Here is a 25,459-nt window from a genome sequence, read left to right as displayed (position 1 = left end):
GGGAGCGGGATGGACCTGACGACGGGTCACGCGGTCGGGATGGTGCTGGGGATCGGGGCGGGCCTGGTCGCGGGGCTGCTGCGCGGCCGGTTGCTCCCCGTGACGGCGACCCGCACCGGGACCGCCGCCGTCCTTGCGGTCGCCTTCGGGATCGCCGCGGCCTCGCTGGCCACCGGCCGGCCCGCCGCCGGGCTGCTCGCGGCGGCGGCCGGCGTGCTCGGCCTGCTCGTCGCCGAGCGGCTCCGCCGCGGGCCGGACGCGCCCGCCCCGCCCAGGGTGCGGGGCCGGGTCGGCTCCGACGGCGGTCCGTCGCTCCTGCTGCTCTTGATAGGTGACCTGTAGGTCACCTATTCTCCTGCGGGATGGACGACGACCGCGTGTTCAAGGCGCTCGCCGACCCGACCCGCCGCGCGCTGCTGGACCGCCTGTTCGCGCGGGACGGGCGGACGCTCGGCGAGCTGGAGGAGGGCGTCGCGATGACGCGGTTCGGGGTCATGAAGCACCTGCGGGTGCTCGAGGACGCGGGTCTGGTGGTCACCCGCCGGTCCGGCAGGGAAAAGCTCCACTTCCTCAACCCGGTGCCCATCCGACGCATCCACGACCGCTGGATCGACAAGTACACCGAGGGCCCGGCGTCGTTCCTGGCCGGCCTGCAACGCTCGTTCGAGGAGGAGGACCGGAGTGAGTGACCTCTCCACGCAGCTCTACCAGGTGCTGCTGCGCGCCACCCCCGAGCAGGTCTGGGAGGCGATCACCTCTCCCGACCGGACCCGGCTGTACTTCCACGGCGCCCGCGTCGAGAACACCGCCGAGTGGCACACCTCCCGCGGCCCCGACGGCGCCGACTGGGGCGACGGACCGGTCCTGGAGTTCGACCCGCCGCGCCGGCTCGTCCACGAGTGGCGTTCGGCCTACGACCCCGAGCTCGCGAAGGAACCGCCCAGCCGCGTGACCTGGGAGATCGAGGACACCGGCGACGGATCGTGCCGGCTGACCGTCGTCCACGACCGGCTCGACGACTCGCCCCGCACCGCCCGCAGCGTGTCCGGACCCGGCTGGGGCACCGTCCTCGACGGCCTCAAGACCCTGCTGGAGACGGGCGCGCCGTCGGTGAGCGCGCCGTGAACCCGCCGCTGTTCGTCATGACCTACGAGCCGTCCGAGGGGTTCGGCCCGCTCGCCGCCGAGCACGGGCCCGCCCACGTCGCGCGGCTGCACGAGTTCCACGACCGCGGCGTGCTCGTGCACGCCGGGCCGCTGTCGGACCCGTTCGACGGCACCGCGATCGGCGTCTTCACCTCCCGCGAGGCCGCCGAGGAGTTCATCGCGGGCGACCCGTTCGTGCTCGGTGGTGTCGTCGCCCGGTGGACGGTCCGCGGCTGGGGCGACCTGTTCGCCCCGGCGGGACGCCCCGGATGACCGCAGCCCGGGCCGAGTCCCGGGCCGACGCACGCACCCTGCTCGTCTCGGTGTGGGCGTCGGCCGTGTTCGCGGTGGTCTCGCTGGTGTGGGGGCTGGTCGTCGACTCGCGGCTGATCCTCTTCGACGGGCTGTACTCGTTCGCGAGCGTGGGGCTCTCGCTGCTGGGGGTGTGGGCGCTGCGGGCCGCCCGCCGTGGTCCCGACGACCGCTACCCGTGGGGCCGGGAGATCTACGAGCCGCTGGCGATCGTCGTGAAGGCGGCGGCACTGGGCGGGCTGTGCCTCTACGCGCTCGCCGGCGCCGTCGGCGACCTGCTCGTCGGGGGCCGCGACGTCGACACGGGCTGGGCGCTGGTCTACGCCGTCGTCGCGACCACGGGCGGGGTCGCGGTGTCGTTGTACATGCGGCGCAAGGCCCGCGCCGGGTCCGACCTGGTGCGCGCCGAGGCCGCCGAGTGGTGGGGCGACGCCCTGCTCAGCGTCGGCGTGCTCGTCGGCTTCGCGATCGCGTGGGGGTTCACCCTCGGTGGGCGCGACGATCTCGCGCGCTACGTCGATCCCGCGATGGTCGCGCTGATCTCGGCGGCCTTCCTCGTCGTGCCCGCGCGGCTGCTGGCGCAGGCGTTCCGCGAGGTGCTGACGATGTCCCCGCCCGCGGTCCGTGAGCAGCTGCTGGTGTGCGTCCGCGAGATCGAGGAGGAGTACGGGTTCGCGGAGTCGTTCCTGCGGGTGGCCAAGGTCGGCAGCAGGCTCGACGTCGAGGCCGACTACGTCGTCGTCGCGTCGTCGACGGCGCAGACCGTCACCGAGTTCGACGCGGTGCGCGCCGCGCTGCTGGCCCGGATCCGGGCGACGGGTCAGGACCCCTCGATCTCCGTCGGGTTCACCGCGGACCGCTCCTGGGTGGCCTGAGCGGCCGGTGGGGCGGGCGGCTCGGCGGCGGCCGGGGCGGGGAACGTCGGCGCCGCGGGGTCGGACAGCAGCCGGGTGAGGCGGTCGAGGTCGTCGACGACCGTGGTCAGCCAGGCCCAGGCGTCGAGCACACGCAGGCCGGCCTCGACGTCGTCGGCGAGGTTGCTGGGGGCGTGGACCGTCACCGCCTCGTGGCACGCCCTCATGGTCGCGGCGGGCACGGCCTCCCCGGCGTCGAGCGCGTCGGCCGCCCCGCGCACCGAGAGCGCGACCTCGGCGGCGGCCGCCTCGATGCGCGTCGCCGTCTCCGGCCACGGCAGCGGACCCGACGGGGGATGGCGCTGGCGCAGGGTCGCCGAGTACGTCGAGAGCCGGTGCACCACCCCGATGAGCGTGAGCCAGTCGGGCTGGGGGCCGGGCCGCGGCGGTTCGCCGCGGTACTGGACGAAGGAGTGGTTGAGCAGGCCGGCGAGCCTGCGCAGCTGCGAGAACCCGGTCGGGACCGGGGTGCCCTCGGCCAGCAGCCGGACGGTGTCGCGCAGCTCGTCGGCCCCGGCCCGCAGCGAGTCCGCGGCGAGCCTGCGCAATTCCCCGCCGCCACCGCGCGGCCACATCACGGCGCCGATCAGCGCGCCGATCACGCCGCCGGTGACCACGTCCTGGAGCCGGACCGCGGCGAGCTGCCACGTCGCCGGGTCGAGCTGGGCGAACAGCACCGAGACGACGAGTGTGAACCCCGCCTGGCCCGCCGCGACACCGAAGGCCGGCCCGGCCGCGAACGCCGCGATCATCAGGAACGGCAGCAACCACGCGTACAGCGACGTGTGCACCCAGGTCAGCACCGCCGCTGCGGCGGCGGCCCCGATCAGTGTCCCGACGAACGCCTTGACCAGGATCGACCGGCTCGCCACGGCCGAGGTGCGCATCAGGCTCAGCGTCGCGAGCAGCACCCAGAAGCCGTGCGACAGGTCGAACACGCCCGCGACCAGCCGTGCGACGCCCAGGCCGATCGCGACCCGCAGCGCGTTCTGCAGGTACACCGACCGCGGTGTGACATTGTTCGCCAGCCGCAGCCGGACCAGCTCGAACCGGGACATGCGCAGGAACCGCAGCTCGTCGGGGAGCGGGCCGGGCGGCACGGGCAGCCGGGCGATGCCGTGTGCGGCGAGCCCGGTGTTCCGTGCGGTCTGCGCGACGGCCGCGGCGGCCAGCCCGGCGCGCAGGTCGGGTGTCGGCCCGTCGGGCAGCGGGAGGTGCCGCACCCGCATCCCGAGGTAGGCGCCGAGTGCGGTGTCCAGCGCGTCGAGCGGGGGCGGCGCGCCGCCCTGCAACGTCCGGGCGGACCCCTCCAGCACGGCGGCCGACGCGTCGAGCAGGTCCGCGGTGAGCGGGTGGCGCGGGTGCGGTCCGTCGGTGACGAGCAGGTCGGTGAGGGTGCCGAGGCGTGCGGTGACCAGCCGCGTCTCCGCCGCCAGGGTGAACAGGGAACGGTCGCGCAGCCCGCAGCCGAGCGGACGCTCCGGCAACGGCATGTCGGCCAGCCGCAGCGCGTCGGCCGCGGCCTGCGCGTCGCGCCGGACGGCCGCCACCACGGCGGTGCCGCCCGTCGCCGCCGCGGGGGTGCCGCCGGTCGAGCGCAGGTCCGAGGCGACCGCCGTCGCGAAGCCGGCCGCGGTCCTCAGGCCCACCCCGATGCGCCGTGCCGGGTCGGGCGGAGCCGGGGCGGGCAGCAGGGTGCGGTCGGCGATCGCGAGCAGCACGACGCCGATCGCCAGGCCCGCGAGCCGCTCCCCGAGCTGCTCGGGGGCGAACGGCGGGAAGCAGGCCAGCACGTAGAACAGCTGCAGGCCGTTCGCGACGCCGCCGATACGCGGTCCGGCGACGCTCGAGTACGAGATCGCGAACCCGAACACCAGCATCCCGGCCACGGCCGCGGCGGTGCTCCCCGCGACGAGGGTTCCGGCCGTGACCAGCACGGCGCCGACGACGAGCACGATCCCGTAGCCGCGCGTCCGTGTGGCCGGAGCGCCGGTCACCTCGGAGAGCGCGCCGAGGGCGACCGCCGCGAAGAGCGCGTAGATCGCCATCGTGTCGTCGTCGATGACCAGGTGGCAGACGTAGAAGCCGACGCAGGCGGCGACCGTGACGCGCACGGCGCGGCGTAGCGCGGTGTAGCCGGGATCGTGCCGGGCCATGACGGCCGACGGCGCGTGCCAGAGCCGGGCCGCGGCGGGCGTGACGACGGAACCGTTCGCCACCGTCGCACCCCCTCGGCCGCTGCGGACGCCGCGTCACGCTAGCGACGGTGGTGCCCGCACGACTACCGCGCTTCGGGTCGAACCGGGTCGTCGGCGCCCGCCCGTAGGCTCCCGGATCGGTTGGCCCACGACGACGCGGCGCCGGGTGCGCCGGGACGGAGGCAGGTATGAAGGTGGTCGTCACGGGAGGGGCGGGGTTCCTCGGCAGCAGGCTCGCCCGGGCCCTGCTCGACCGCGGTGAGCTCGACGGCCGCGAGATCCGCGAGCTCGTCCTGCTCGACGTCACCGCGGCCGCCGTGGGGGCGGACGACCCGCGGGTGCGCGCCGTGGTCGGCGACGTGGCCGATCCCGCGCTGCTCGCGGAGCTGGTCGACGCGGACACCGACGTCGTGTTCCATCTCGCGGCCGTGGTGAGCGGGCAGGCGGAGGCCGAGTTCGACCTGGGGATGCGGATCAACCTCGACGGGTCGCGCCGGCTGCTCGACGCCTGTCGCGCGGCGGGCCGCGTCCCCCGGGTGGTGTTCACGAGCTCGGTCGCGGTCTACGGCGGCGACGTGCCCGCTGTCGTGACCGACTCGACGCCGCTGACCCCGCAGACGTCCTACGGCACCCAGAAGGCGTGCGCGGAGCTGCTGCTCGCCGACCACACGCGCAAGGGTCACGTCGACGGCCGGGTGCTGCGGCTGCCGACGGTGACGGTGCGTCCGGGCCGCCCGAACGCGGCCGCGTCGGGCTTCGCCAGCGGTATCGTCCGCGAGCCGCTCGCCGGCGTGGAGTCGGTGGTCCCGGTCCCGCCGGAGGTCCGGATGTGGGTGCTCTCGCCGCGCTACGCCGTCGAGTGCCTCGTGGCGGGCGCGGAGCTCACCGACGCGCAGCTGGGGTCCTCGCGTGCGGTCAACCTGCCCGGTGTCTCGGTGACGGTGGGGGAGATGGCCGCGGCGCTCGGGCGCGTCGCCGGTCCCGAGGTCGCGGCCCGGGTGCGGTGGCAGCGCGACCCGGCGGTGGAGGCCATCGCCGCGACCTGGCCGGGAGCCTGGGACACGACCCGGGCGCGGGCGTTGGGGCTGCGCGGCGACGCGGACTTCGACGCGATCGTCCGCGCCTACATCGAGGACGAGATGCGGTGAGGACGCCTTGACGCCGGCCGCTCCCGGGCAGAGAGTGTTCCCGGACATCAGACGTCTGATGTGAAGGGGGCGACGTGGCGACGTTGGCGGAGACCGTGGCCGACGCGCTGCTCGACGCCGTCGTCGCCGGTCGGTACCCGGCCGGCACCGCGCTGCCGCCCGAGGGCGAGCTCGCCGCCGCCCACGGCGCGAGCCGGCTCACCGTCCGGGAGGCGGTGCGCATCCTTCGGGCGACGAACGTGCTGGAGGTCCGGCGCGGCCTCGGCACGTTCGTCACCGCACCGGAGCGCTGGCGCTCCCTCGACCTGCTCGTCCGCGCGCACCACGCGGGCGAGCACGGCTCGGCGGTGCCGGAGCTGCTGCTCGAGGCCCGGCGGATGGTCGAGGTCGGCGCCGCCCAGCTCGCCGCCGTGCGGCGCACCGACGAGCACCTGGCCCAGCTGCGGGCCGGTGTCGAGGAGATGCGCGCGGCAGCGGCCGCCGGCGACGTCGACGTGTTCGTCGACGCCGACATCGCCTTCCACGACACCGTCATGCGCGCCACCGGCAACGTCTTCGTCCCGTTCCTGCTCGAACCCTTCGGCGAGCTGCTGGTCGCGGCCCGCCGCCAGACCTCGGCCGTGCCCCGGATCCGGGACAACGCCGTCACCGAGCACGCGCGCATCGTCGACGCGCTCGAGGCGGCCGACCCCGACCGGGCCCGCGAGGCGATGGAGTCGCACATGAGCCAGACCCAGTCCGACCTGCGCGCACACGTCCTCGGAGTGAACCCGTGATCCCGTTGCCGGCCGTCACCGGCCCCGTCGACCCCGACGACCTCGTCCGCGACTACCCCCGGCCGTGGCGGATCGACCCCACCGACCTCGCCGGCCGGGTCGCGACCGGGCGGCGCGTCGTCGTGCTCGACGACGACCCGACCGGCACCCAGTCCGTCGCCGACGTGCCGGTGCTGACCCGGTGGGAGGCCGACGACCTCGCCTGGGCGTTCGCGCAGGACACGCCGGGGTTCTTCGTGCTGACCAACAGCCGCAGCCTCGCCGAGGCCGACGCCGTCGCCCGCGGCGAGGAGGTCGCGACGGCGGTCGCGCGAGCCGCGGCGGCGGCGGGGGTCGACCACGTCCTCGTCAGCCGCAGCGATTCCACGCTGCGCGGCCACTTCCCGGCCGAGGTCGACGTCCTCGTGCGGGCGGGAGCCGACGCGGGCCGCCCGGTCGACGGGATCGTCGTGGTCCCGGCGATGATCGAGCCGGGCAGGCTGACCGTCGGCTCGGTGCACTGGATGCGCACGCCCGACGGGATGATCCCGGTGTCGCACAGCGAGTTCGCCCGGGACGCGACGTTCGGCTACCGCAACGCCGACCTGCGCGACTGGGTCGCCGAGAAGACCGGTGGGCGGATCCCCCGTGGGTCCGTCGCGACCGTGACGCTGGCCGACCTGCGCGGTGGCGGCCCCGACCGGGTCGCGGAGATCCTCTCGGGGCTCACGCAGGCGCAGCCCGTCGTCGTCGACGCGGCGACCGACGACGACCTGCGGGTGCTCGTCGACGCGCTGCTCGTCGCCGAGGCCGCCGGCAGGCGCTTCGTCTACCGCTCCGGTCCGTCGTTCGTGCGGGCGCGGCTCGGCCAGTCCGCCCGCGCGCCGCTCACCGCGCCCGACCTGCGGACGGGTCCGTCCGACGGCGCCGACGTCCGGACGCCGGTGCCGCACGGGCTGGTCGTCGTCGGCTCGCACGTCGGGCTGACCACGCGTCAGCTCGACCGGCTGCGTGCCGCGGGCGGCGTCACCGAGGCCGAGCTGGACGTGCCGACGCTGCTCGATCCCGCGCGTCGCGAGACGCACGTCCGCGACACCGCGGCGGAGGTGGCCGACCTGCTCGGCGGCGCCGCCGACGTCGTGCTGCGCACCAGCCGCACCCTCGTGACCGGGGCCGACGCCGACGAGAGCCTCGCGATCGCCCGGACCGTGAGCGCCGCGATGGTCGACGTCGTCGCCGAGGTCGCGGCGCGGGTCCGGCCGGCGTGGGTCGTCGCCAAGGGCGGGATCACGTCCTCGGACACCGCGACGGGCGCGCTGGGCATCGCCAGGGCGTGGGCGCGCGGGACGCTGCTGCCGGGGATCGTCTCGGTGTGGGAACCCGTCGCCGGGCCCGCGCGCGGGGTGCCGTACGTGGTGTTCGCGGGCAACGTCGGTGACGACGACGGGCTCGTCGCCGCGGTCTCGACGCTGCGGGGCACCCGATGACCGCGGTGGCCGTGCTGGGTCTGGGCGCCATGGGGCTGCCGACCGCGACGCGGCTCGCCGGGGAGTTCACGGTGAGCGCGTTCGACGTCAGCGCGGCGCGCCGGGAGCTGGCCGCCGCCGCGGGTGTCCGTCCGGCCGGCGACCCGGCCGCGGCGGTCACGGCCGGCGGGATCGTGCTGCTCGCCGTGCGGGACGAGGCCCAGGTCCGGGAGGCCCTGTTCGGCACCGACGGGGCCGCGGCCGCCCTCGGGGAGCGCGGGCTCGTCGTCCTGACCAGCACGATCGGCCCCGACGCCGCCCGCACGCTGGCCGCGGAGCTGGCCGGGTCCGGGATCGCGCTCGTCGACGCCCCGGTGAGCGGCGGCCCGGCCCGCGCGGGGGCGGGCGACCTGCTGATCGTCGTGGGTGCGGCCGCCGAGCCCCTCGCCCGCGCCCGCCCGGTCCTCGACCGGCTGGCCTCGACCTTGGCCGTCGTGGGGGAGCGTCCCGGCGACGGCCAGGCGATGAAGACGGTCAACCAGCTGCTCGCGGGCGTGCACATCGCGGCGGCCGCGGAGGCCGTCGCGCTGGCCCGCGCGTTCGGCCTCGACGCGGAGACGGTCGTCGCGACGCTGTCGGCGGGTGCGGCCGGGTCGTTCATGCTCGCCGACCGCGGTCCCCGAATGGCCCAGGCCTACGGCGAGCACGCCGACGAGGTCGAGGTCCGGTCGCGGCTGGACATCTTCGTCAAGGACATGGGCATCGTCACCGACGCGGGCCGCGCCGCCCGCGTCCCGCTGCCGCTCGCCGCCGCGGCGCAACAGCTCTACCTGCTCGGGCACATCGCGGGGATGGACGCCCGCGACGACTCCAGCGTCGTCACGCTGCTGTCCCCGCCCGGCTCCGCTCCCACCGACCCCACAGAAGGGTGATCATGGCCGACGATCGCAAGGTCTGGTTCGTCACCGGCACGAGCACCGGCTTCGGCCGGCTCATCGCCGAGGAGGCGCTCGCCGCGGGCGACCTCGTCGTCGCGACCGCACGCGACCCGAGGTCGGTCGACGACCTGGCCGCCGCGGCCCCCGACCGGGTCCGCGCGCTCGCGCTCGACGTGACCGACGGGGCCGCCGTCACCAAGGCCGTCGCCGAGGCCGTCGAGGCGTTCGGTCGCATCGACGTCCTGGTCAACAACGCCGGTTACGGGCTGCGCGGCGCGATCGAGGAGTTCACCGACGCCGAGCTGCGGCAGGTCTTCGAGACGAACGTGTTCGGGCTGCTCGCCGTCACCCGCGCAGTGCTCCCGACGATGCGCGCGCAGGGCAGCGGGCTGATCGTGCAGATGTCGTCGGTCGGGGGCGTGACGTCGCGGCTCGGCGGGACGGCGTACGCGGGCACGAAGTTCGCCGTCGAGGGGCTCTCGGAGGGGCTGGCGGCGGAGGTCGCGCACCTCGGGATCAAGGTCGTGATCTGCGAGCCCGGCCCGTTCCGCACGGACTTCGCCGGCCGCTCGATCCGCTGGTCACAGCCCATGGAGGCCTACGCGCCGGTGCTCGGTCCGGAGCGTGAGCGGTTCGCCGCCGAGGACGGCAACCAGCCCGGCGACCCGCTCGCGGCGGCGAAGGTGATCGTCGGGCTGGCGCGAGCGGAGAACCCGCCGCTGCGACTGCCGATGGGGCACGCGGCGTTCCGCCGGATCCGGGAGACACTGACGACGCGCCTCGCCGACCTCGACGTCGTCGCCCCGCTCGGGCTCGAGCTCGACCACAGCTGAACCGGGACCGCCGCGGGCGCCGGCGCGACGGGCTCGCGCCGGCGTCGCCGCGTCGGGGTGGGCGGTCGCGGCCCGGTCGGCACCGACTCACAGATGAGTTTCGGCGGGCGCCTCGGTCTGGGTGGACAGGAACGTGCGGCCGCCGCATCGCCGGGATGATGCGCAACGACGGCGCCTCCGGGACGCCCGACGCCGGGACCGTGCACCTCGCCGTCGACGACGCCGAGGCGGCGCGAGGAGCCCGTCGACACCCCGTTCGGACGCCTCGCCGAGATCGCCGACCCGACGGGCGCGGTGATCAAGCTGTCGTCGGTGCGCCGACCGTCCGCCTGGGCACCGCGCGCCCTCCCGACCGGGCCGCGCCCCCCGGCGGGAGGCGCGGCCGGCCCCGTTGCGGCTACGTCGCCGTCGGGAAGTGGAAGCCGGCCGCACCGGCGGCGGCGACCTGCGGCCAGCGGGTCGTCACGACCTTGGCGCGGGTGTAGAACGTGACGCCCTCGGGCCCGTGGATGTGCGACTGCCCGAACAGCGAGTCCTTCCAGCCACCGAAGGAGTAGTAGGCCATCGGGACCGGGATCGGCACGTTGACGCCGATCATGCCGACCCGTACGCCGCGCTGGAACCGCCGCGCGGCCTCGCCGGAGGACGTGAAGATCGCGGTGCCGTTGCCGTACGGGTTGGCGTTGATCAGCGCGATCGCCTCGTCGACGTCGGACGCGCGCACGACCGACAGCACCGGGCCGAAGATCTCCTCGCGGTAGACGTCCATGTCGGTCGTGACGCCGTCGATCACGGTCGGGCCGACGAAGAAGCCGTCCTCGTGGCCGGGCACGGTCAGCCCGCGGCCGTCGACGGTGAGCGTCGCGCCCTGGGCCTCACCGGTGCCGATGAGCCCGACGATGCGGTCCCGGGCCGCCGCGGTGACCACCGGCCCCATCTCGCTGGTCGCGTCGCGGCCCGGGCCGACCTTGACCGCCCGGGCCTTCTCGGCCACGGCCGCGACGAGCTCGTCGCCCGGCCCGCCGACGGCGACCGCCGCGGAGATCGCCATGCAGCGCTCGCCCGCGGAACCGAACGCGGCGGCCACGAGGTGCTCCGCGGCGAAGTCCAGCGGGGCGTCGGGCAGGACGACCGCGTGGTTCTTGGCCCCGCCCAGTGCCTGCACGCGCTTGCCCGTGGCCGTCGCGCGCTCGTGGATGTACCGGGCGATCGGGGTCGAGCCGACGAACGACACCGCGGCGACGTCGTCGTGGTCGAGCAACGCGTCGACGGCGGTCCGGTCGCCCTGCACGACGGTGAACACACCGTCGGGCAGCCCGGCATCGGCCCACATCTGCGCGACGAGCAGCGACGCCGACGGGTCGCGCTCCGACGGCTTGAGGACGAACGTGTTGCCGCAGGCGATGGCGACCGGGTGCATCCACATCGGGACCATCACCGGGAAGTTGAACGGCGTGATACCCACGCAGACGCCGAGGGGCTCGCGGAAGGAGTGCACGTCGACCCCGGCGGAGACCTGGTCGGAGAAGTCGCCCTTGAGCAGGCTCGGGATGCCGCAGGCGAACTCGACGACCTCGAGGCCGCGCTGGACCTCGCCGCGGGCGTCGGCGACGACCTTGCCGTGCTCGTCGGAGACCACCTCGGCCAGCTCGCCGATGCGCGCGTTGACGATCTCCCGGAACGCGAACAGCACCTTCGTCCGCGCCGAGAGCGAGGACCGGGACCACTCGTCGAACGCGGCGGCCGCCGAGCGGACGGCGGTGTCGACGTCGGCGGCGTCGGCCAGCGCCACCTCGGCCTGCTGGACCCCGGTCGCGGGGTTCCACACGGGCGCGGTGCCCCCGGACGTCCCGTTCTCGGGCTTGCCGCCGATCCAGTGGGTGATCGTCCTCAACGTCGGGTCCTCTCCTGTGTCTGCGCGGTGCGGTGGGCGCCCCGCGCGCGTACGACGGGTTCGACCCTAGGTGTAGCCGCGGGACACGACCCCGAAGTGCGCCTTGTCGCGCCCGAAGTGGTCGGCGCTCGCGAGGTTCCAGTCGCCCGCCCAGCCGGGTGGCGGTTCGGCGAGCAGCTCACCGGGCTCGAGCCAGTCGAACAGCTCCGCGTACGAGCGGGTGTCCATATGCCCGATGCGCCTGCGCAGCTGGTAGGGCGCCAGCTCGTCGGGGCCCCGCGAGCCCATCGACGCCATCAGCCGGCGTGCCTCGGCCACCGTCGCGGCCTGGAAGCGCCGCACCCGTTCGCTCTTGTCGGCGACGTCGAGCGCCGCGGCCCGGCGCGGGTCCTGGGTGGCGACACCGACCGGGCAGGTGTTGGTGTGGCACCGTTGGGCCTGGATGCAGCCCACGGCCATCATCATCGCCCGCGCGGAGTTGGTGTAGTCGGCACCCTGGATGATCCGTTTGACGACGTCGGAGCCGTTGGCGATCTTGCCCGACGCCCCGATCCGGACCCGGTCGCGCAGCCCGGTGCCCACGAGCGCGTTGTGCACCGTCATCAGGCCCTCGGTGAGCGGCGCGCCGACGTGGTCCTCGTACTCCAGCGGCGCCGCGCCGGTCCCGCCCTCCGACCCGTCGACGACGACGAAGTCCGGTGCGGTGCCCTCGGCCAGCATGGCCTTGCAGAGCGCGAGGACGTCGACGCGCGAGCCGACGCAGAGCTTGATCCCCGCCGGCTTCCCGCCGGCGAGCTCACGCATCCGCGCGACGAACCGCACCAGCTCCCGCGGCGTCGTGAAGACCCGGTGCGCCGCCGGGCTCTCGCAGGTCACCCCGGGCGGGACGCCGCGCGCCTCGGCGATCTCCGCGCTCACCTTCGGGCCCGGCAGAACGCCGCCGATGCCGGGCTTCGCGCCCTGGCTGAGCTTGAGCGAGACGCACCGCACGGCGGGGTGGGCGGCCTTGTCGGCGAACGCCGCCGGGTCGAAGTCGCCGTCGGGGGTGCGGGCGCCGAAGTAGCCGCTGCCCAGCTCCCAGATCAGGTCGCCGCCGTGTTCGAGGTGGTAGCGCGAGATGCCGCCCTCGCCCGTGTCGTGGGCGAACCCGCCCAGCGCCGCGCCCCTGTTGAGCGCCCGCAACGCGTTGGCCGACAGGGCGCCGAAGCTCATCGCCGAGACGTTGAGCAGGGCCATCTCGTAGGGCCGGGTGCAGTCGGGTCCGCCGACGCGCACCCGGTGCGGCTCGGTCGGCACGGGCACCGGGACGGTGGCGTGCAGCAGGTACTCGTAGCCGACCTCGTTGACGTCGCGCTCGGTGCCGAACGCCTTCTCCCCGGCGATGCCCTTGGCCCGCTCGTAGATCAGCGTGCGGGTGTCGCGGTCGAACGGGCGGCCGTCGACGTTGCGCTCGACGAAGTACTGCTGGATCTCGGGCCGGATCCGCTCGAGCAGGTAGCGCAGGTGCCCGACGACGGGGTAGTTGCGCAGCACCGAGTGCCTGCGCTGCACGACGTCGGCGACCCCGACGGCGAGCAGCGCCAGCAGGATCGCCGCCGCCACCCACCAGCCGGGCCGCACGAGGAGCGCGGCGGCGACGGCCGCCCCGGACAGGACGGTCAGCGAGCCGAGCAGCGCGATCCGCAACACGTCGCCACGCTAGACGGTCGCCGCACGGTCCATCCGCCGTGGCTCACCTGCTCCGGCTCACTCGACGGCCTGGATCTCGCGGCCCGTGCGGTCCGGTGCGAACAGCGAGACGACCGCACCGACGACCGGTCCGACGACCCCGAGCGCGAGCGCCATCGGGACCGAACCCGCGATCCCGAGCGCCACCAGCGGGAACAGGCCCGCTCCGATGCCGCGGCCGGCGTAGTAGCCGGTGTTCGAGCCCGACGACCGGATGCGCGTCGGGAAGAACTCCGCCATCCACACCCCCAGTACCCCGAAGCCGCCGCTCCCGCCGGCGCACAGCATGAGCGCCCAGAACGCGGGGGATGCCCAGTAGTCGTGGCCGATGTGGGCGTGACCGGTGGCGACCAGGGTCAGGAACCAGCCGAAACCGACGATTCCGACCAGACATGACACGAAGAACGCCCATTTGCGGCGAATCACGTCCGACAGCCAGCCGGTGGCCGGGTAGCTGACCGCGGTGACCACGAGGCCGAACAGGACGATGAGGCTGGCGGTGCCGAGCGGGAGCTTCTGCACCGAGACGAGGAACGTCGTCAGGTAGGCGATCATCGAGTTCGTCGTCAGGAACATCGCGCTGGCCAGCACGATGAACAGGACCGTCCCCGCCGCGTAGCCGCCGCGGAACAGGTCCACGAGGGGCACCTTCGCCGCGCGCATGCCCTCCGGCACGCGGCCCGCGGCCAGCTCGCGCCGGTAGGCGAGCCACTGCTCGGACTCGGGCAGCAGGAGCGCCGCCAGCCCACCGATCACCAGGGTCACGACACCGATGACGACGTAGCCGGCACGCCAGCCGTCGTGCAGCCCGAACTGGAGGGTGCACCAGTAGACGACGCCCTCGGTGAGGATCTCACCGGTGAAGTACATGGCCTGGATCGAGCCGCCCATCGCGCCGCGGCGGGCGGTCTTCCAGCTCTCGGCGAACATCGAGAACGCGAGCCCGAACAGCCCGCCCATGCCGACGCCGGCGAGGATGCGGGTGAGCATGAACGTCAGGTAGGTCGGGGCGAGGCCGCCGAGGATCGCGGCGATGCCGAAGATCAGCACCGACGCCGTGTAGGTCCACCGCCTGCCGATCCGGTCGCCGAGCCAGCCGCACACCAGGCCGCCCACGATGGAGGCGAAGCCCTGCAGCGTCGAGATCTGCACGATCTGGATCGTGCTGACGTGCAGGGTCTCGGCGATGTACGCCATCGGGTAGCCGACGAGGTTGAGCTCGGCCCCGTCGAACAGGGTCCCGAGGAAGGCGAAGACCAGGATCCGGCGGAGGTAGACCGGCCGGGCGAGGCCGGACACCACCCCCGGGCCGGCCTCGGGGGTGCGCAGGAGCGACATCGGGGTCCCTTCTCGTCGTGCGGGTCGAACGATGGGTGTCGCCGGGACGGCGGGTCCGCGGGCGTGCCGGGACGGGCGCCGAGGATCGGCGCCCGGGGCGGCGCCTGGGAGCGGCGCGGGCGGGTCGGGGCTGGGGGCGGCGCCTGAGGAGCGGCTGGGGGAGGGGCGCTGGGGGTCGGCGCTGGGGGATCGGCGCTGGGGGATCGGCGCCGGGGGATCGGCGCCGGGCCTCGACGCGGGAAGATCGGCGCGGCCGGATCGGTGCCGGGGAGCCGACGCCGGAGCGAGCGCCGCGAGGCCCGCGGGAGCGGTTCCCGGTCTCCCCGGGCGCGCCGGGGCCGGCGCGCCCGAGGAGGAGGGCCGGAGACCGGGTCACTCGGGGAGCGGACGGCCTCGGGTCTCCGGGCAGAAGGGCGCGACGATGATGCCCAGCACGTAGATGCAGCCGACGACGGTCGCGGCGATCCCGTAGCCACCGAGCTGGGAGATGATCCAGCCGGACAGCAGTGGCCCGAGGAACGCGATGAACCGCGCGGCGTTGAAGACGAACGCGGCGCCGGTGGCGCGCAGGTGGGTCGGGTAGAACTCGGGCAGCCACACCGGCATCCAGGTGTACTGGCCCAGCGTGAAGAAGCCGTTGACGATCAGCACGACGACGACCAGGCCGATGCTGTGGGTCCACAGGAACAGTACGGGCGTGAGGACCAGCGAGGCGGCGAAGTAGAGCAGCACCGTCGGCTTGCGACCGAACCGGTCGGCGAGGAAGCCGAAGGCGACGTAGCCGAGGATCGCGCCGGCGTTGTAGATCATTCCCGCGCCGCTCGCCCAGGCCGACGCGGAGTGCCCCTGGCCTGCGGCGACACCGGAGACGTAGAGCGGTACCCACGTCGAGATGCCCCACCACGCGAGCGTCGTCACCAGCGACATGAGCGACCCGAGGATCGTCAGCTTGCGCAGCCGCGGGTCGGCCATGATCTGCCGCAGGGTCAGCCGCGTGAACGAGCGCTCGCTCTCGGTGAGATCGGTGGCGGCGCGGGCCTTGAGGGCCTTGCGCCGCGCGGCCGCGCTGCTCCAGTTCTGCGACTCGGGGACCTTGCGGCGCAGCCAGAGCGCGAAGAGGGCGGGCAGCACGCCGATCGCGAACATGATCCGCCAGGAGTCCGGGCCGATGGGCGCGACGAAGTACCAGACCGCCGAGGCGATGAAGAACCCGAGGCCGAGGCCGCACTGCATGAACCCGGCCGCCTTGGCGCGTGCCTTCGCGGGCCACATCTCGGCGACGAGCGACGTGCCGGTGCCCCACTCCGAGCCGAGCGCGAAGCCGGTGACGAAGCGCAGCACGAGGAACGCCGTCCAGGACCAGGACAGCGCGGACAGCCCGGTGAACGCGGCGTAGAGGACCATCGAGGTCAGCAGCGCGCGGCGGCGGCCGAAGTAGTCGGCGAAGACCCCGCCCAGGATGCCGCCCATGCCCCAGCCCAGGAGCGTGACGGCGATGGTCCCGCCGGTGAGGAACGCGATCTGGCTCGGCGGCGCGGCGGGGTCGAGCCGGCGCAGCACCACCCCCGCCGTGAGGATGAGCGCGTAGGTCTCGAAGCCGTCGAAGAGCCAGCCGAGGTTCGCCGCGGCGAGCGATCGCCACTGGGACCGGTCGAGGTCCTGGTACCAGCGACGGGACCCGTCGGTCTCCGGTGGTGCGCCGGCGGCCGGGGCGGCCGTCCGGGGGGTGGCGGCCGCGTCGCCGGCCGCTGTCGTGGTGGTGTCGTCCTGCACCGGTGCTCCTCTTCCGGGCGCCCGGGGGCGCGGCGGTCGGCACTAGCCGGCCGGGGATGGTGACCGCCGCTGGGCCACTCTGCCTATAGGACTCGATGTCCTGTCCACAGGACATCATGTGCAGCGCGAAACGCTAGGGCGGACGACGGGAGGCGTCAAGCGGTGTGCCGCGGATCCGCTCAGATTCGGATCCGTGTGGGGAGAGCCGCCGAATCAGCGGACCGGGAGTGTCCCGCCGGTGCGTTCGGTGATGCGGACGCCGCACGCGCGGACGAGCTCGCCGGTGTTGCCGACGTTGCGCTCGTCGAGCTCGGAGGAGAAGGCGAGCGAGCACAGCGCCATCGAGACCCGGCCCGCCGCGTCGAAGACCGGCGCGGAGACCCCCGCCTGGCCCGGCTCGTACTCCCGCAGGCTCACCGCGTAGCCGCGCTCGCGGGTGGCGGCGAGCTCGGCGCGCAGGGCGGCGCGCTCGACCTTCGTCTCGGCGGTGAACGCCGTCAGACCGTGCTTGTCGATCAGCCGGTCGACCTCGTCGGGGTCGGACCACGCGTGGAAGGCGCGCATGATCGCCGGTGCGGAGAACGGGAACGTGTCGCCGACGCCGACGGTCATCCGCACGCCCTGGCCGCGGTCGGCCTTCGCGACGACGGCGTAGTCCGACGGGCCGTGCCTGCGCAGGGCGAACACGAGGAAGCCCAGGCGGCGGCTGAGGTCGTCGAGCTCCTGGCCGACGATCTCGCCCACCCAGTCCGGCGTCGACGCGGCGACGGCGAGCAGCCGCGGGCCCAGCCACCAGCCCGCCCGGTCGCCACGGGTCGCCGCCCAGCCGGCGCGCTGGAGCGTGCCGAGGATGTTGTAGCAGGTACTGCGGTTGAGGCCGAGCTCCTCGATCAGCGTCCCGGTCGGGACCGGGTCGGGCCATTCCCGCGCGATCCGCTCCAGGAGCCGGACCGCGTTCAGCACCGCCGGTACGTCGCTGGCCATGTGCTCCCCCTTGCCTGCAGCGCCGGTGTGCGGGGCCGCCGTTTCGCCGCACACGGTAGCGCCGCCGCGGATCACGGTGTCCGCCGTCGGTTGACGGCGCACTCCTGAGTGTTAGTGTCCTCTCTGCGAGATAACTAGTCCTCTCTGGTGGTCATATGAAGCTCACCTCGTCGTTCCGGATACCCGCACCGCCCGCTCAGGTGTTCGCGCACTTCCTCGACCCGGACTCCATGCGGGTCTGCGTCCCGGGGTGCGAGGAGCTCGAACGGCCCGATCCCGCCCACTACCGCGGCCGACTGGTCAACGAGATCGCGCACGTCCGGTTCAGCGCCGGGTTCACCGCCGACGTCACCGAGGCCGCCGAGGCCACCGACGGCGCGCCCGCGCAGGTGCGGGCGGTCCTGCGCGGCGAGGACCGCCGGCTCGGCAGCTCGATCAAGGTCGACGCCCGGCTGGGTGTGCGGCCCGACGCGGCCGACGCCGCGGCGTCCGAGGTCGACTGGGACCTCGACATCGCGTTGTGGGGCAAGCTCGGCAGGCTCGGCGAGTCGATCGTCGGGCGGCGCAGCCGGGAGGTGGAGCGCCAGTTCGTCGAACGCTTCACCGCGGTCTGCGCGGCCGGGCCACCCGGCCCGGACAACCCGGAGGTCCGCGTCAGGGGCGCCGGCAGCGGCGCCGCCGCAGGGGCGGTGCCCCTCCGGACGCCCCTGCCGACGCCCCTGACGCCCCCCGCTGCGGTCCCCGTCCGGCCTGCGGCGCCGGTGCTGCCACGGCCCGCGGCCGCGGTCGTGGGCGGCGCGGCCGGAGCGGTCACCGTCCTCGCCTCGCGGAACCGCCCGGTGACGCCGGTCCCCGAGATCGTCCCGATGCCCTCGGGCCCGGCCGGGCGGACGGCGCGTCGCGCCGGCGTCGGGGCCGCCGTCCGTGATCGTGCCGCCGAGGTCGCGGCGCGCGGCCGAGCGGTGGTGGCCGAGATCGCCGGTCGCGTCGCCGAGCGTGCCGCGAGCCGGCTCGTCGCCCGTGGCACCCGGTTCCTCGACCACCGCCGCGCGGCCCGCGAAGGAGCTGCCCGATGACCGCCGCCCTGCACCGGCCCCGCGACCTCGGTGCCGTGCTCGACCTGCTCGCCGGCACGGACGACCCGATGGTCTTCGGCGGCGGGACGGCCGTGCAGATCCTGCTGAAGCAGGGTGTGCTCGCCGCCACCGACCTCGTCGACATCGCCGCCGTGCCCGGGCTCGCCGACCTCGTCGCGACGCCGGGCGGGCTGCGCGCGGGAACCATGGTCACGTTGCGGCGCATGGAGACCGATCCGCTGGTGCACGACCGCGCGCCGCTGCTGGCCCAGGTCTACGGCCGCGTCGCCAACCCGCGGGTGCGCAACACCGCGAGCGTCGGCGGCAACATCGCCCACGGCGACTACCGACTCGACCCGCCGACGGCGCTGCTCGTGCTCGACGCGCGGGTGGAGCTGTCGTCGGCGGCGGGGGTGCGCCACGTCCCGATCCGGGAGTTCTTCACCGGGTTCCAGGAGACCGCGGTGGGCCGCGGTGAGCTGGTCACCGCGCTGGACGTCCCGACGCAGCCGCGGGGCGGCGCGGCGTTCAGCAAGCTGTCGAGCCTCGCGGCCAACGACTGGCCGGTCGCCTCGGCGGCCGTGCTCGTGACCGCCGCCGACGACGTGACCCGTGAGATCCGGATCGGCCTCGGCGCGCTCGCCCCGACCCCGGTGTACGTGGCGGTCACCGTCGCGGCGACCGGGTCCGACGACGACGCCGTCGACGCCGCGCTGGCGGCCGTCGAACCGCTGATCGACCCGCTGCCCGACGTGCGCGGCGGTGTCGGGCACAAGCGCAGGCTCGGCCGGGTCGCGGTCGCCGACGCCGTGCGCGCCGCCTGGACCGACACCCCGCGCGACATCCCGCGAGAGCCACGAGAGGAGGCCTCCGATGACCATCGACTCCCGTTCCGCCGTCTCCGCCGGCGTCGCTGACCGCGGATCCGCCGCGTTCGAAGGACGCGCCGTCGGGGAGAGCTGGGGCCGGGTCGCCGCCCGGTCCAAGGTCCGCGGCGAGCTGCAGCACGCCGCCGACGAGGCGCTGCGCCCGTGCCTGGACGTCGTCGTGACCCGCAGCACCCGCCCGCACGCCGAGATCCTCGGCGTCGACGCCGCGCGCGCGAAGGCCGTCGACGGCGTCGTCGACGTCGTCACCGGCGCCGACCTGCACGCCCTGCTCGGCGACGCGATCTTCACCGGGCCCGCGTTCGCCGACCAGCCGTGCCTGGCCGTCGGCAAGGTCCGCTACGTCGGCGAGCCGGTCGCGGCCGTGATCGCCCGCGGCCGCGCCGCCGCGCGCGCCGGTGCGGAGGAGGTCGCGGTCGACTACCGCGAGCTCGACCCGGTGCACGACGTGGACGCCGCGGTCCGCGGGGCGCCGTTCGTGCACGACGAGCTGCGGCCCTCGGTCGTCTTCGGCGACCTGGCGCACCTGCGCGGCATCCGCGACACGAACGTCAACTACGAGTACGTGCTGCGCCACGGCGACCCGGTCGAGCCGCCGCCGGGCTCGGTCACCGTCTCCGACGAGTTCTGGTGCCCGCCGACCCACCACGTCCCGATCGAGCTCCCCTTCACCGCGGCGTGGCGCGACGGGGACCGGCTGGAGATCCTCTCGACGACGCAGACGCCGTCGTACGTGCGGCAGTCGGTGGCCGACCTGCTCGGCCTGCCGCTGGCGTCGGTGCGGGTGCGTACCGCGCCGCTGGGCGGGAGCTTCGGCGCGAAGATGTACGACCGGCTCGAGCCGCTCGCCGCGGCGCTCGCGTGGACCCGGCGCACCGCCGTGCGGATCGCGGTGTCGCGCGAGGAGGCCTTCCTGCTCACGACGCGCCACGGCGCCGCCGTCACCGGCTCGATGACCGCCGACGCCGACGGCAACATCGTCGCCGCCGACGCCGACGTCCGCTACGACACCGGCGCCTACGCCGACGTCGGGCCGCGGATCACCGCGAAGTCCGGCATGGTCGCCTCGGGGCCGTACCGGATCGCGCAGGCCCACGTGCGGTCGCGCTGCGTCTACACCAACAAGCCGTCGGCAGGCCCGTTCCGCGGGTTCGGCGTCCCGCAGGTGACGTGGTCGCACGAGTCGCTGGTCGACGAGCTGGCCCGCGCCCGCGGCGAGGACCCGGCCGCGTTCCGGCGCCGGAACCTGCTGCGCGAGGGCGACGTGTCGGTCGTCGGCACCCCGATGCACTCGGCGGACTTCGTCGGCTGTCTCGACGCGGTGACCGCGGCCCTCGACTGGGAGTCGCCGCTGGAGCGCCCGACCGGGCGGTACCGGCGCGGGCGCGGTGTGGCCGTCGGGATCAAGGCGGTGCTCACCCCCACCATCTCCAACGCCGTGCTGCAGCTCAACCAGGACGGCTCGGCGACGCTGCTGATCAGCACCGTCGACATGGGTCAGGGCAGCGACACGATCATGGCCCAGATCGCGGCCGAGCCGCTGTGCCTGCCCGAGGGGGCGGTCCGCGTCGTCGCCGCCGACACCGACGTGACGCCCTACGACACGATCACCGCGGGCAGCCGCTCGACCTACCACTCCGGCAACGCCGTGCGGCGCGCCGCGGAGGCCATGCGCGACAAGCTGATCGAGATCGCGGCGGCGCGCTTCGGGGTCGCCGCGACCGACGTCAAGATCACCGGCGACGGTCTGGTCAGCACCCAGACCCAGCAGAAGGCGTCGATCCCCGAGCTGCTGCACGCGCACTTCGGGGCCCGGGGCACGACGCTGACCACCGAGGCCGACTTTCGGACGACCTGGCAGCCGTACGACAAACGGACCGGGCGCTCGCCGCAGGTCACCGAGCACTGGTTCGCCGGTGCCGCGGCCGCGCAGCTCACCGTCGACACCGCGACGGGCCGGGTGCACGTCGAGCACCTCGCGATCGCGGGCGACGTCGGCCGCGCGATCAACCCGGCGCTGGTGGAGCAGCAGCTCACCGGGGCGGCGATCATGGGCGTCGGGCACGCGCTGTTCGACCAGCTCGTGTTCGACGAGGGCCAGATCGTCAACGGGACACTGCTCGACTACCAGCTGCCGTCGATCCACGACGTCCCCGACCGGATCACCCCGATCGTCGTCGAGAACCCGCACCGCACCGGCCCGTACGGCGCCAAGGGCGTCGGCGAGACGACGATCATCCCGCTCGCCCCGGCCATCGCCAACGCCGTGCGCGACGCGATCGGCATCCGGTTCACCCGGTTGCCGCTGACGTCCGAGCGCATTCTCGACGCGCTCGCCGCCCAGGAGGAGCCATCGTGAGTACCGAGATCACCCTGCTGGTCAACGGCGAGCGCCGCGCGGTGCCCGTCGACGACGACGACCTGCTGCTCGACGTGCTGCGCGGCCTCGGGCACACCAGCGTCCGCGAGGGCTGCGGCGTCGGCGCCTGCGGGGCGTGCACCGTCCTCGCGGACGGCCACAGCGTGTCGAGCTGCCTCGCGCGCGCCGTCCGCTACGACGGCGCCGCGCTCACCACGGCCGACGGCCTGCCGGCCGACGACGACGTCGTCGAGGAGTTCGTCGCCGCCCGCGCGATGCAGTGCGGCTACTGCATCCCGGGGTTCGTACTGATGACCCACGAGCTGCTCGCCGAGAACCCCGACGCGGGCGAGGCCGAGATCGACGCCCACCTCGAGGGCAACATCTGCCGATGCGGCACCTACCTCGAGATCCGCACCGCGTGCGTGAACGCCGCCCGGCGCCGTCGGGAGGCGGCCCACACCGAGAAGGAGTCCGCGTGAAGGTCACCACCGCCCGGGGCACGATCGAGGTCGGGGACGTCGGCGAGGGCCGGCCCGTCGTCCTGCTGCACGCGCTCGCGCTGTCGGGCAGGCTGTTCGACCCCCTCGCCGCCGACTGGGCCGCGCGCCGGCGCGTCCTCACCCCCGACGCGCGCGGGCACGGCGGGTCGGACTGGGACGGCAGGCCGTTCACCGGCGAGGACCTGGCCGACGACGTCGCCGCCCTGATCGAGACCGTCGTCGGCGGCCCGGCCGATGTCATCGGGATGTCGATGGGCGGCAGCACCGCCGTGCTGCTCGCCGAGCGCAGGCCCGATCTCGTGTCGCGGCTCGTGCTCGCCGACGCCACCGCCGACTACGGCCCCGACCGCGTCGCCTCCTGGGCCGAACGGGCCGAGAAGGCCGTGAACGTCCCGCGCGAGAAGCAGGTCGACTTCCAGATCGACCGCTGGTTCAGCCCGTCGTTCGTGCAGTCGCGGCCCGACGAGGTCCGACGGGTCTGCGACATCTTCGTCGCGACCGACTCGGCGGCGCATGCCGCGGCGTGCCACGCCCTCGGCACGGTCGACGCCGCCGGGGGCCTGGGGACGATCACCGCGCCGACACTCGTGCTGGTCGGCGACGAGGACTACGCCACCCCGCCCACGATGGCCGAGCAGCTCGCCACGGGCATCCCGGACGCCCACCTGGAGGTGCTCACCGCCACCCGGCACCTGAGCCTCATCCAGCGACCCGACGTCTGGCCGTCGATCGAGAAGCACCTGGACTCCTGATGTCCGAGCCGCTGCTCAGCCTGCGCACCCACATCGAGGAGATCGAGAAGCTGGGGGAGCTGCGGCACGTCCGTGGCGCCCACTGGGACCTGGAGCTCGGCGCCATCGCCGAGGTCAGCTACGGGATGGCACACCCGCCCGCCGTGCTGTTCGACGAGATCACCGGCTACCGGGCCGGTCTGCGGGTCCTGACCGGCTCGACGGGCTCGGCCGCGCGGCTGGCCCGGACCCTGCGGTTGGGCACGCGTCCCGACGGCGCGCCGCTCGACGACGAGGGCGTCGTGGACGCGTTGCGCGCCAAGCCGTCGCAGTGGGCCGCCCGCGCGCGCGACTTCCCCGTGCTGCCGGTCGGCGACGCCCCGCTGCTCGCGAACGAACGGACCGGCGACGACGTCGACCTGCTCGCGTTCCCGGTGCCGCGCTGGCACTCCCACGACGGCGGCCGCTTCGTCGGGACGGGGTGCTTCGTCGTCACCAGCGATCCGGAGACCGGCACGCACAACGGCGGCTGCTACCGGATGGAGGTCCAGGACGAGGGCCGCTCGACGACGATCGCGGCGGTGCCCGGCAAGCATGGCGCCCAGAACATCGCGTCGTGGCTGGCGAAGGAGGGACGGGCGCCCGTCGCGGTCTCGTTCGGGCACGACCCGCTGCTGCTCGTCCTGGGCGGCACCGAGGTGCCGCGCGGGGTCTCGGAGCTGGAGTACGCGGGGGCCGTCGCGGGCGAGCGGGCGCCGGTCGTGACGATGCCCGACACCGGGCTGCCGGTACCGGCGGGCGCCGAGATCGCGGTCGAGGGCTGGCTGACCGCCGACGACCTGCGCGACGAGGGACCCTTCGGGGAGTGGACCGGCTACTACTCCGGGCGCCGGCGGCCGTGCCTGAACCTGCGGATCACGCGGCTCTACCACCGTGACGACCCGATCCTGCTCGGCGCCCCGCCCGGGAAGCCGCCGCACGACTACTCCTACATGCGCACCGTCATGAAGTCCGCGATGATCCACGACGAGCTGGTCTCGATGGGCGTCGCGGGCGTCACCAAGGCGTGGGCGCACGAGTCCGGTGGCGGCCGGCTGTTCGTCGCGGTGTCGATCTCGCAGCGCCATCCCGGGCACGCCCGCCAGGTCGCGCACCTCGCCGCGCAGTGCCCGGCGGCCGCGTACATGAACCGCTACGTCGTGGTCGTCGACGACGACATCGACGTCGCCGATCTCGACCAGGTCATCTGGGCGATGTCGACGCGCAGCGACCCGGCCCGCGACATCGAGGTCATGCGGCAGGGCTGGGGGAGCAAGCTCGACCCGATGCTCCCCGAGGGCGAGACGGCCTACAACAGCCGCGCGATCATCGACGCGACGATCCCCTGGGAGCGCCGGGAGGACTTCCCGCGCGTCGCGCAGAGTGATCCCGCCGAGCTCGCCGCGGTGCGGCGGCGCTGGGCGTCGGCACTCGTCTGAGGCGCCGCCCCCGCCGGCGTCGTCCCGGTCGGTGGCCCCGGCGTGGTTGTTCCGGGGCACCAACCGGGCTCCGGAGGCGTTGGGCCGCGACACATGTCGGTCGGGGCCACCGCGTCGATAGCGTGACCGGACGGTCGCCGAGGGAGAGGTGTCGACGTGGACGGAACCCTGCGCCCGCTGGTCGACGAACTGTCGCGCATCACGGGCGAGGTCGAGACCGAGCGCGCCGCCGCCGATCGTGCCGTGATCGAGCACCTGCAGCACGAGGTGGCCGCGCTGCGCCGCGCGGTCGCCCACCTGCGGATCTCGCACCAGCCGGTGCCGGAGTCCCTGCGCCCGGTGGTCGCGCGGGCGATGGTCGAGGCGGCGGGGCTCGCCGAGGCCGGCTGACCCGACGCAACCTCACCGTCGCCGCGGGGCACGCGCGCGACCGTGAGGTTGCGCCCCAGGGGTCGGCCGCAACCTCACCGTCGCCGTGGCGCCGCCGGGCGACCCTGGGGTTGCGCCCGGGGTGAGGCGGTCGGGTCCGGGGGCCAGTAGTACTCCGCGGCGGGCTCGTCGTCGGGGAACAGCGGGCCGTAGTGGTCGGGGTCCTTCGCGAGCAGCGCCCGCCGGTGGCTGCGGTGCACCCGCTCGTCGCCGAGCCACGGCGGCAGCAGGCCCAGCGCGGCGAGCTCGGCCTGCGTGCGCGGTGGGGCCTCGCCCGCGGCGGCCAGGTCGAGCGCGATCGTGGCCGCGCACGTGTCGGCCCGGCCGCGGGCGGTCCACTCCGTGCAGATCGCGAGGCCGTATGCCGCCACGGCCTGCGCATGCCCCCGCCACATCCGCACCGCCGGATGGTGCCGCCAGCCGTAGCCGCTGCGGGTCAACGCGCGCAGCACCTGCAGCGCCTCGACGCGCTGCTTGCCCAGCCGGCGCGGGTCGAGGACCGCGGCCGTGGCGGCGAAGTCGGCACAGGGCAGGAACGTCTGCATGACGAGGCAGACCTACCCCGTCGGC

At 74.6% G+C, this 25,459-nt stretch carries 24 protein-coding genes; 17 read left to right on the top strand and 7 right to left on the bottom strand.

Annotation, left to right across the window (positions count from 1 at the left end; genetic code table 11):
• Window positions 1-9 precede the first annotated feature (9 nt).
• Genes PSED_RS18960 through PSED_RS18940 form a run of 5 tightly spaced genes read left to right on the top strand, consistent with a single transcriptional unit; the run spans window position 10 to window position 2,332 of the window.
• A complete protein-coding gene (locus tag PSED_RS18960) occupies window positions 10-342 on the top strand; it encodes a hypothetical protein (RefSeq protein ID WP_013675862.1) in 333 nt (110 codons plus the stop codon).
• 20 nt (window positions 343-362) lie between these two features.
• Entirely contained in the window at window positions 363-689 is a 327-nt protein-coding gene (locus PSED_RS18955; protein WP_013675861.1) for an ArsR/SmtB family transcription factor, read from the top strand.
• Entirely contained in the window at window positions 682-1,125 is a 444-nt protein-coding gene (locus tag PSED_RS18950) for an SRPBCC family protein (protein WP_013675860.1), read from the top strand. The genes PSED_RS18955 and PSED_RS18950 overlap by 8 nt, the downstream gene beginning before the upstream one ends.
• Complete coding sequence (locus PSED_RS18945; RefSeq protein WP_013675859.1) at window positions 1,122-1,418, top strand: YciI family protein; 297 nt, start codon at window positions 1,122-1,124, stop codon at window positions 1,416-1,418. Before PSED_RS18950 ends, PSED_RS18945 begins: the two co-directional genes overlap by 4 nt.
• On the top strand, window positions 1,415-2,332 hold the full coding sequence (locus PSED_RS18940) for a cation diffusion facilitator family transporter (RefSeq protein WP_013675858.1): 918 nt from the start codon (window positions 1,415-1,417) through the stop codon (window positions 2,330-2,332). Before PSED_RS18945 ends, PSED_RS18940 begins: the two co-directional genes overlap by 4 nt.
• On the opposite strand, the gene PSED_RS18935 is transcribed toward PSED_RS18940, so the two are convergent.
• Window positions 2,278-4,590: an FUSC family protein gene (locus tag PSED_RS18935; RefSeq protein ID WP_013675857.1), complete on the bottom strand. Its 2,313-nt coding sequence runs from the start codon at window positions 4,588-4,590 to the stop codon at window positions 2,278-2,280. The two genes, PSED_RS18940 and PSED_RS18935, sit on opposite strands and share 55 nt — an antisense overlap.
• A 167-nt stretch (window positions 4,591-4,757) precedes the next feature.
• Here PSED_RS18935 and denD point away from each other — a divergent pair, with 167 nt between their 5' ends.
• The 5 genes from denD (at window position 4,758) to PSED_RS18910 (ending at window position 9,709) form a co-directional block, all read left to right on the top strand.
• On the top strand, window positions 4,758-5,717 hold the full coding sequence (denD, locus tag PSED_RS18930; RefSeq protein ID WP_013675856.1) for a D-erythronate dehydrogenase: 960 nt from the start codon (window positions 4,758-4,760) through the stop codon (window positions 5,715-5,717).
• A 74-nt stretch (window positions 5,718-5,791) separates the two neighbouring features.
• Window positions 5,792-6,493: a FadR/GntR family transcriptional regulator gene (locus PSED_RS18925; protein WP_013675855.1), complete on the top strand. Its 702-nt coding sequence runs from the start codon at window positions 5,792-5,794 to the stop codon at window positions 6,491-6,493.
• Window positions 6,490-7,959, top strand: coding sequence for a four-carbon acid sugar kinase family protein (locus tag PSED_RS18920; RefSeq protein ID WP_013675854.1), 1,470 nt, complete (start codon window positions 6,490-6,492; stop codon window positions 7,957-7,959). The genes PSED_RS18925 and PSED_RS18920 overlap by 4 nt, the downstream gene beginning before the upstream one ends.
• Window positions 7,956-8,870 (top strand): NAD(P)-dependent oxidoreductase, encoded by a 915-nt coding sequence (locus PSED_RS18915; RefSeq protein WP_013675853.1) that lies wholly within the window; start codon window positions 7,956-7,958, stop codon window positions 8,868-8,870. Before PSED_RS18920 ends, PSED_RS18915 begins: the two co-directional genes overlap by 4 nt.
• A 2-nt stretch (window positions 8,871-8,872) precedes the next feature.
• Entirely contained in the window at window positions 8,873-9,709 is an 837-nt protein-coding gene (locus PSED_RS18910) for an oxidoreductase (RefSeq protein WP_013675852.1), read from the top strand.
• A gap of 397 nt (window positions 9,710-10,106) precedes the next feature.
• On the opposite strand, the gene PSED_RS18905 is transcribed toward PSED_RS18910, so the two are convergent.
• The 5 genes from PSED_RS18905 to PSED_RS18885 all read right to left on the bottom strand — a co-directional run bounded on the left by PSED_RS18905 (window position 10,107) and on the right by PSED_RS18885 (window position 17,426).
• On the bottom strand, window positions 10,107-11,603 hold the full coding sequence (locus PSED_RS18905) for a CoA-acylating methylmalonate-semialdehyde dehydrogenase (RefSeq protein WP_013675851.1): 1,497 nt from the start codon (window positions 11,601-11,603) through the stop codon (window positions 10,107-10,109).
• A 66-nt stretch (window positions 11,604-11,669) separates the two neighbouring features.
• Entirely contained in the window at window positions 11,670-13,292 is a 1,623-nt protein-coding gene (locus PSED_RS18900; RefSeq protein ID WP_013675850.1) for an FMN-binding glutamate synthase family protein, read from the bottom strand.
• Window positions 13,293-13,349: 57 nt separating this feature from the next.
• Complete coding sequence (locus tag PSED_RS18895; protein WP_013675849.1) at window positions 13,350-14,669, bottom strand: MFS transporter; 1,320 nt, start codon at window positions 14,667-14,669, stop codon at window positions 13,350-13,352.
• A gap of 372 nt (window positions 14,670-15,041) precedes the next feature.
• A complete protein-coding gene (locus tag PSED_RS18890; RefSeq protein WP_013675848.1) occupies window positions 15,042-16,442 on the bottom strand; it encodes an MFS transporter in 1,401 nt (466 codons plus the stop codon).
• A 213-nt stretch (window positions 16,443-16,655) separates the two neighbouring features.
• Window positions 16,656-17,426: an IclR family transcriptional regulator gene (locus tag PSED_RS18885; RefSeq protein WP_013675847.1), complete on the bottom strand. Its 771-nt coding sequence runs from the start codon at window positions 17,424-17,426 to the stop codon at window positions 16,656-16,658.
• A gap of 155 nt (window positions 17,427-17,581) precedes the next feature.
• On the opposite strand from PSED_RS18885, the gene PSED_RS18880 reads away from it, so the two are divergent.
• From PSED_RS18880 to PSED_RS18850, 7 genes are all read left to right on the top strand, one after another.
• A complete protein-coding gene (locus tag PSED_RS18880) occupies window positions 17,582-18,502 on the top strand; it encodes an SRPBCC family protein (protein WP_013675846.1) in 921 nt (306 codons plus the stop codon).
• Window positions 18,499-19,419, top strand: coding sequence for an FAD binding domain-containing protein (locus PSED_RS18875; RefSeq protein WP_013675845.1), 921 nt, complete (start codon window positions 18,499-18,501; stop codon window positions 19,417-19,419). Before PSED_RS18880 ends, PSED_RS18875 begins: the two co-directional genes overlap by 4 nt.
• Complete coding sequence (locus PSED_RS18870) at window positions 19,376-21,748, top strand: xanthine dehydrogenase family protein molybdopterin-binding subunit (protein ID WP_013675844.1); 2,373 nt, start codon at window positions 19,376-19,378, stop codon at window positions 21,746-21,748. Before PSED_RS18875 ends, PSED_RS18870 begins: the two co-directional genes overlap by 44 nt.
• Window positions 21,745-22,230 carry a (2Fe-2S)-binding protein gene (locus PSED_RS18865; protein ID WP_013675843.1) on the top strand — a complete coding sequence of 162 codons (486 nt, stop codon included), beginning with the start codon at window positions 21,745-21,747 and terminating at the stop codon, window positions 22,228-22,230. Before PSED_RS18870 ends, PSED_RS18865 begins: the two co-directional genes overlap by 4 nt.
• Window positions 22,227-23,003, top strand: coding sequence for an alpha/beta fold hydrolase (locus PSED_RS18860; protein WP_013675842.1), 777 nt, complete (start codon window positions 22,227-22,229; stop codon window positions 23,001-23,003). The genes PSED_RS18865 and PSED_RS18860 overlap by 4 nt, the downstream gene beginning before the upstream one ends.
• The gene (locus tag PSED_RS18855; RefSeq protein ID WP_013675841.1) at window positions 23,003-24,460 is read left to right on the top strand and encodes a UbiD family decarboxylase; all 1,458 of its coding nucleotides are present in this window, start codon (window positions 23,003-23,005) and stop codon (window positions 24,458-24,460) included. Before PSED_RS18860 ends, PSED_RS18855 begins: the two co-directional genes overlap by 1 nt.
• A 156-nt stretch (window positions 24,461-24,616) precedes the next feature.
• Window positions 24,617-24,850: a hypothetical protein gene (locus tag PSED_RS18850; RefSeq protein ID WP_013675840.1), complete on the top strand. Its 234-nt coding sequence runs from the start codon at window positions 24,617-24,619 to the stop codon at window positions 24,848-24,850.
• Window positions 24,851-24,924: 74 nt separating this feature from the next.
• Here PSED_RS18850 and PSED_RS18845 read toward each other — a convergent pair whose 3' ends face one another.
• The gene (locus tag PSED_RS18845; RefSeq protein ID WP_013675839.1) at window positions 24,925-25,434 is read right to left on the bottom strand and encodes an MSMEG_6728 family protein; all 510 of its coding nucleotides are present in this window, start codon (window positions 25,432-25,434) and stop codon (window positions 24,925-24,927) included.
• Between the last annotated feature and the right edge of the window lie 25 nt (window positions 25,435-25,459).

It is taken from the genome of Pseudonocardia benzenivorans CB1190 (genome assembly GCF_000196675.2).
GTDB lineage: Bacteria > Actinomycetota > Actinomycetes > Mycobacteriales > Pseudonocardiaceae > Pseudonocardia > Pseudonocardia benzenivorans.
Note: the sequence above shows the minus strand (reverse complement) of the source record. Positions and strands in the feature narration are given on the sequence as shown.

Coding starts and splice junctions, on each gene's coding strand:
- PSED_RS18960 (WP_013675862.1), top strand. CDS start 10: ATGGACCTGACGACGGGTCACGCGGTCGGGATGGTGCTGGGGATCGGG.
- PSED_RS18955 (WP_013675861.1), top strand. CDS start 363: ATGGACGACGACCGCGTGTTCAAGGCGCTCGCCGACCCGACCCGCCGC.
- PSED_RS18940 (WP_013675858.1), top strand. CDS start 1,415: ATGACCGCAGCCCGGGCCGAGTCCCGGGCCGACGCACGCACCCTGCTC.
- denD (WP_013675856.1), top strand. CDS start 4,758: ATGAAGGTGGTCGTCACGGGAGGGGCGGGGTTCCTCGGCAGCAGGCTC.
- PSED_RS18915 (WP_013675853.1), top strand. CDS start 7,956: ATGACCGCGGTGGCCGTGCTGGGTCTGGGCGCCATGGGGCTGCCGACC.
- PSED_RS18910 (WP_013675852.1), top strand. CDS start 8,873: ATGGCCGACGATCGCAAGGTCTGGTTCGTCACCGGCACGAGCACCGGC.
- PSED_RS18895 (WP_013675849.1), bottom strand. CDS start 14,669: ATGTCGCTCCTGCGCACCCCCGAGGCCGGCCCGGGGGTGGTGTCCGGC.
- PSED_RS18885 (WP_013675847.1), bottom strand. CDS start 17,426: ATGGCCAGCGACGTACCGGCGGTGCTGAACGCGGTCCGGCTCCTGGAG.
- PSED_RS18880 (WP_013675846.1), top strand. CDS start 17,582: ATGAAGCTCACCTCGTCGTTCCGGATACCCGCACCGCCCGCTCAGGTG.
- PSED_RS18875 (WP_013675845.1), top strand. CDS start 18,499: ATGACCGCCGCCCTGCACCGGCCCCGCGACCTCGGTGCCGTGCTCGAC.
- PSED_RS18870 (WP_013675844.1), top strand. CDS start 19,376: ATGACCATCGACTCCCGTTCCGCCGTCTCCGCCGGCGTCGCTGACCGC.
- PSED_RS18855 (WP_013675841.1), top strand. CDS start 23,003: ATGTCCGAGCCGCTGCTCAGCCTGCGCACCCACATCGAGGAGATCGAG.
- PSED_RS18845 (WP_013675839.1), bottom strand. CDS start 25,434: ATGCAGACGTTCCTGCCCTGTGCCGACTTCGCCGCCACGGCCGCGGTC.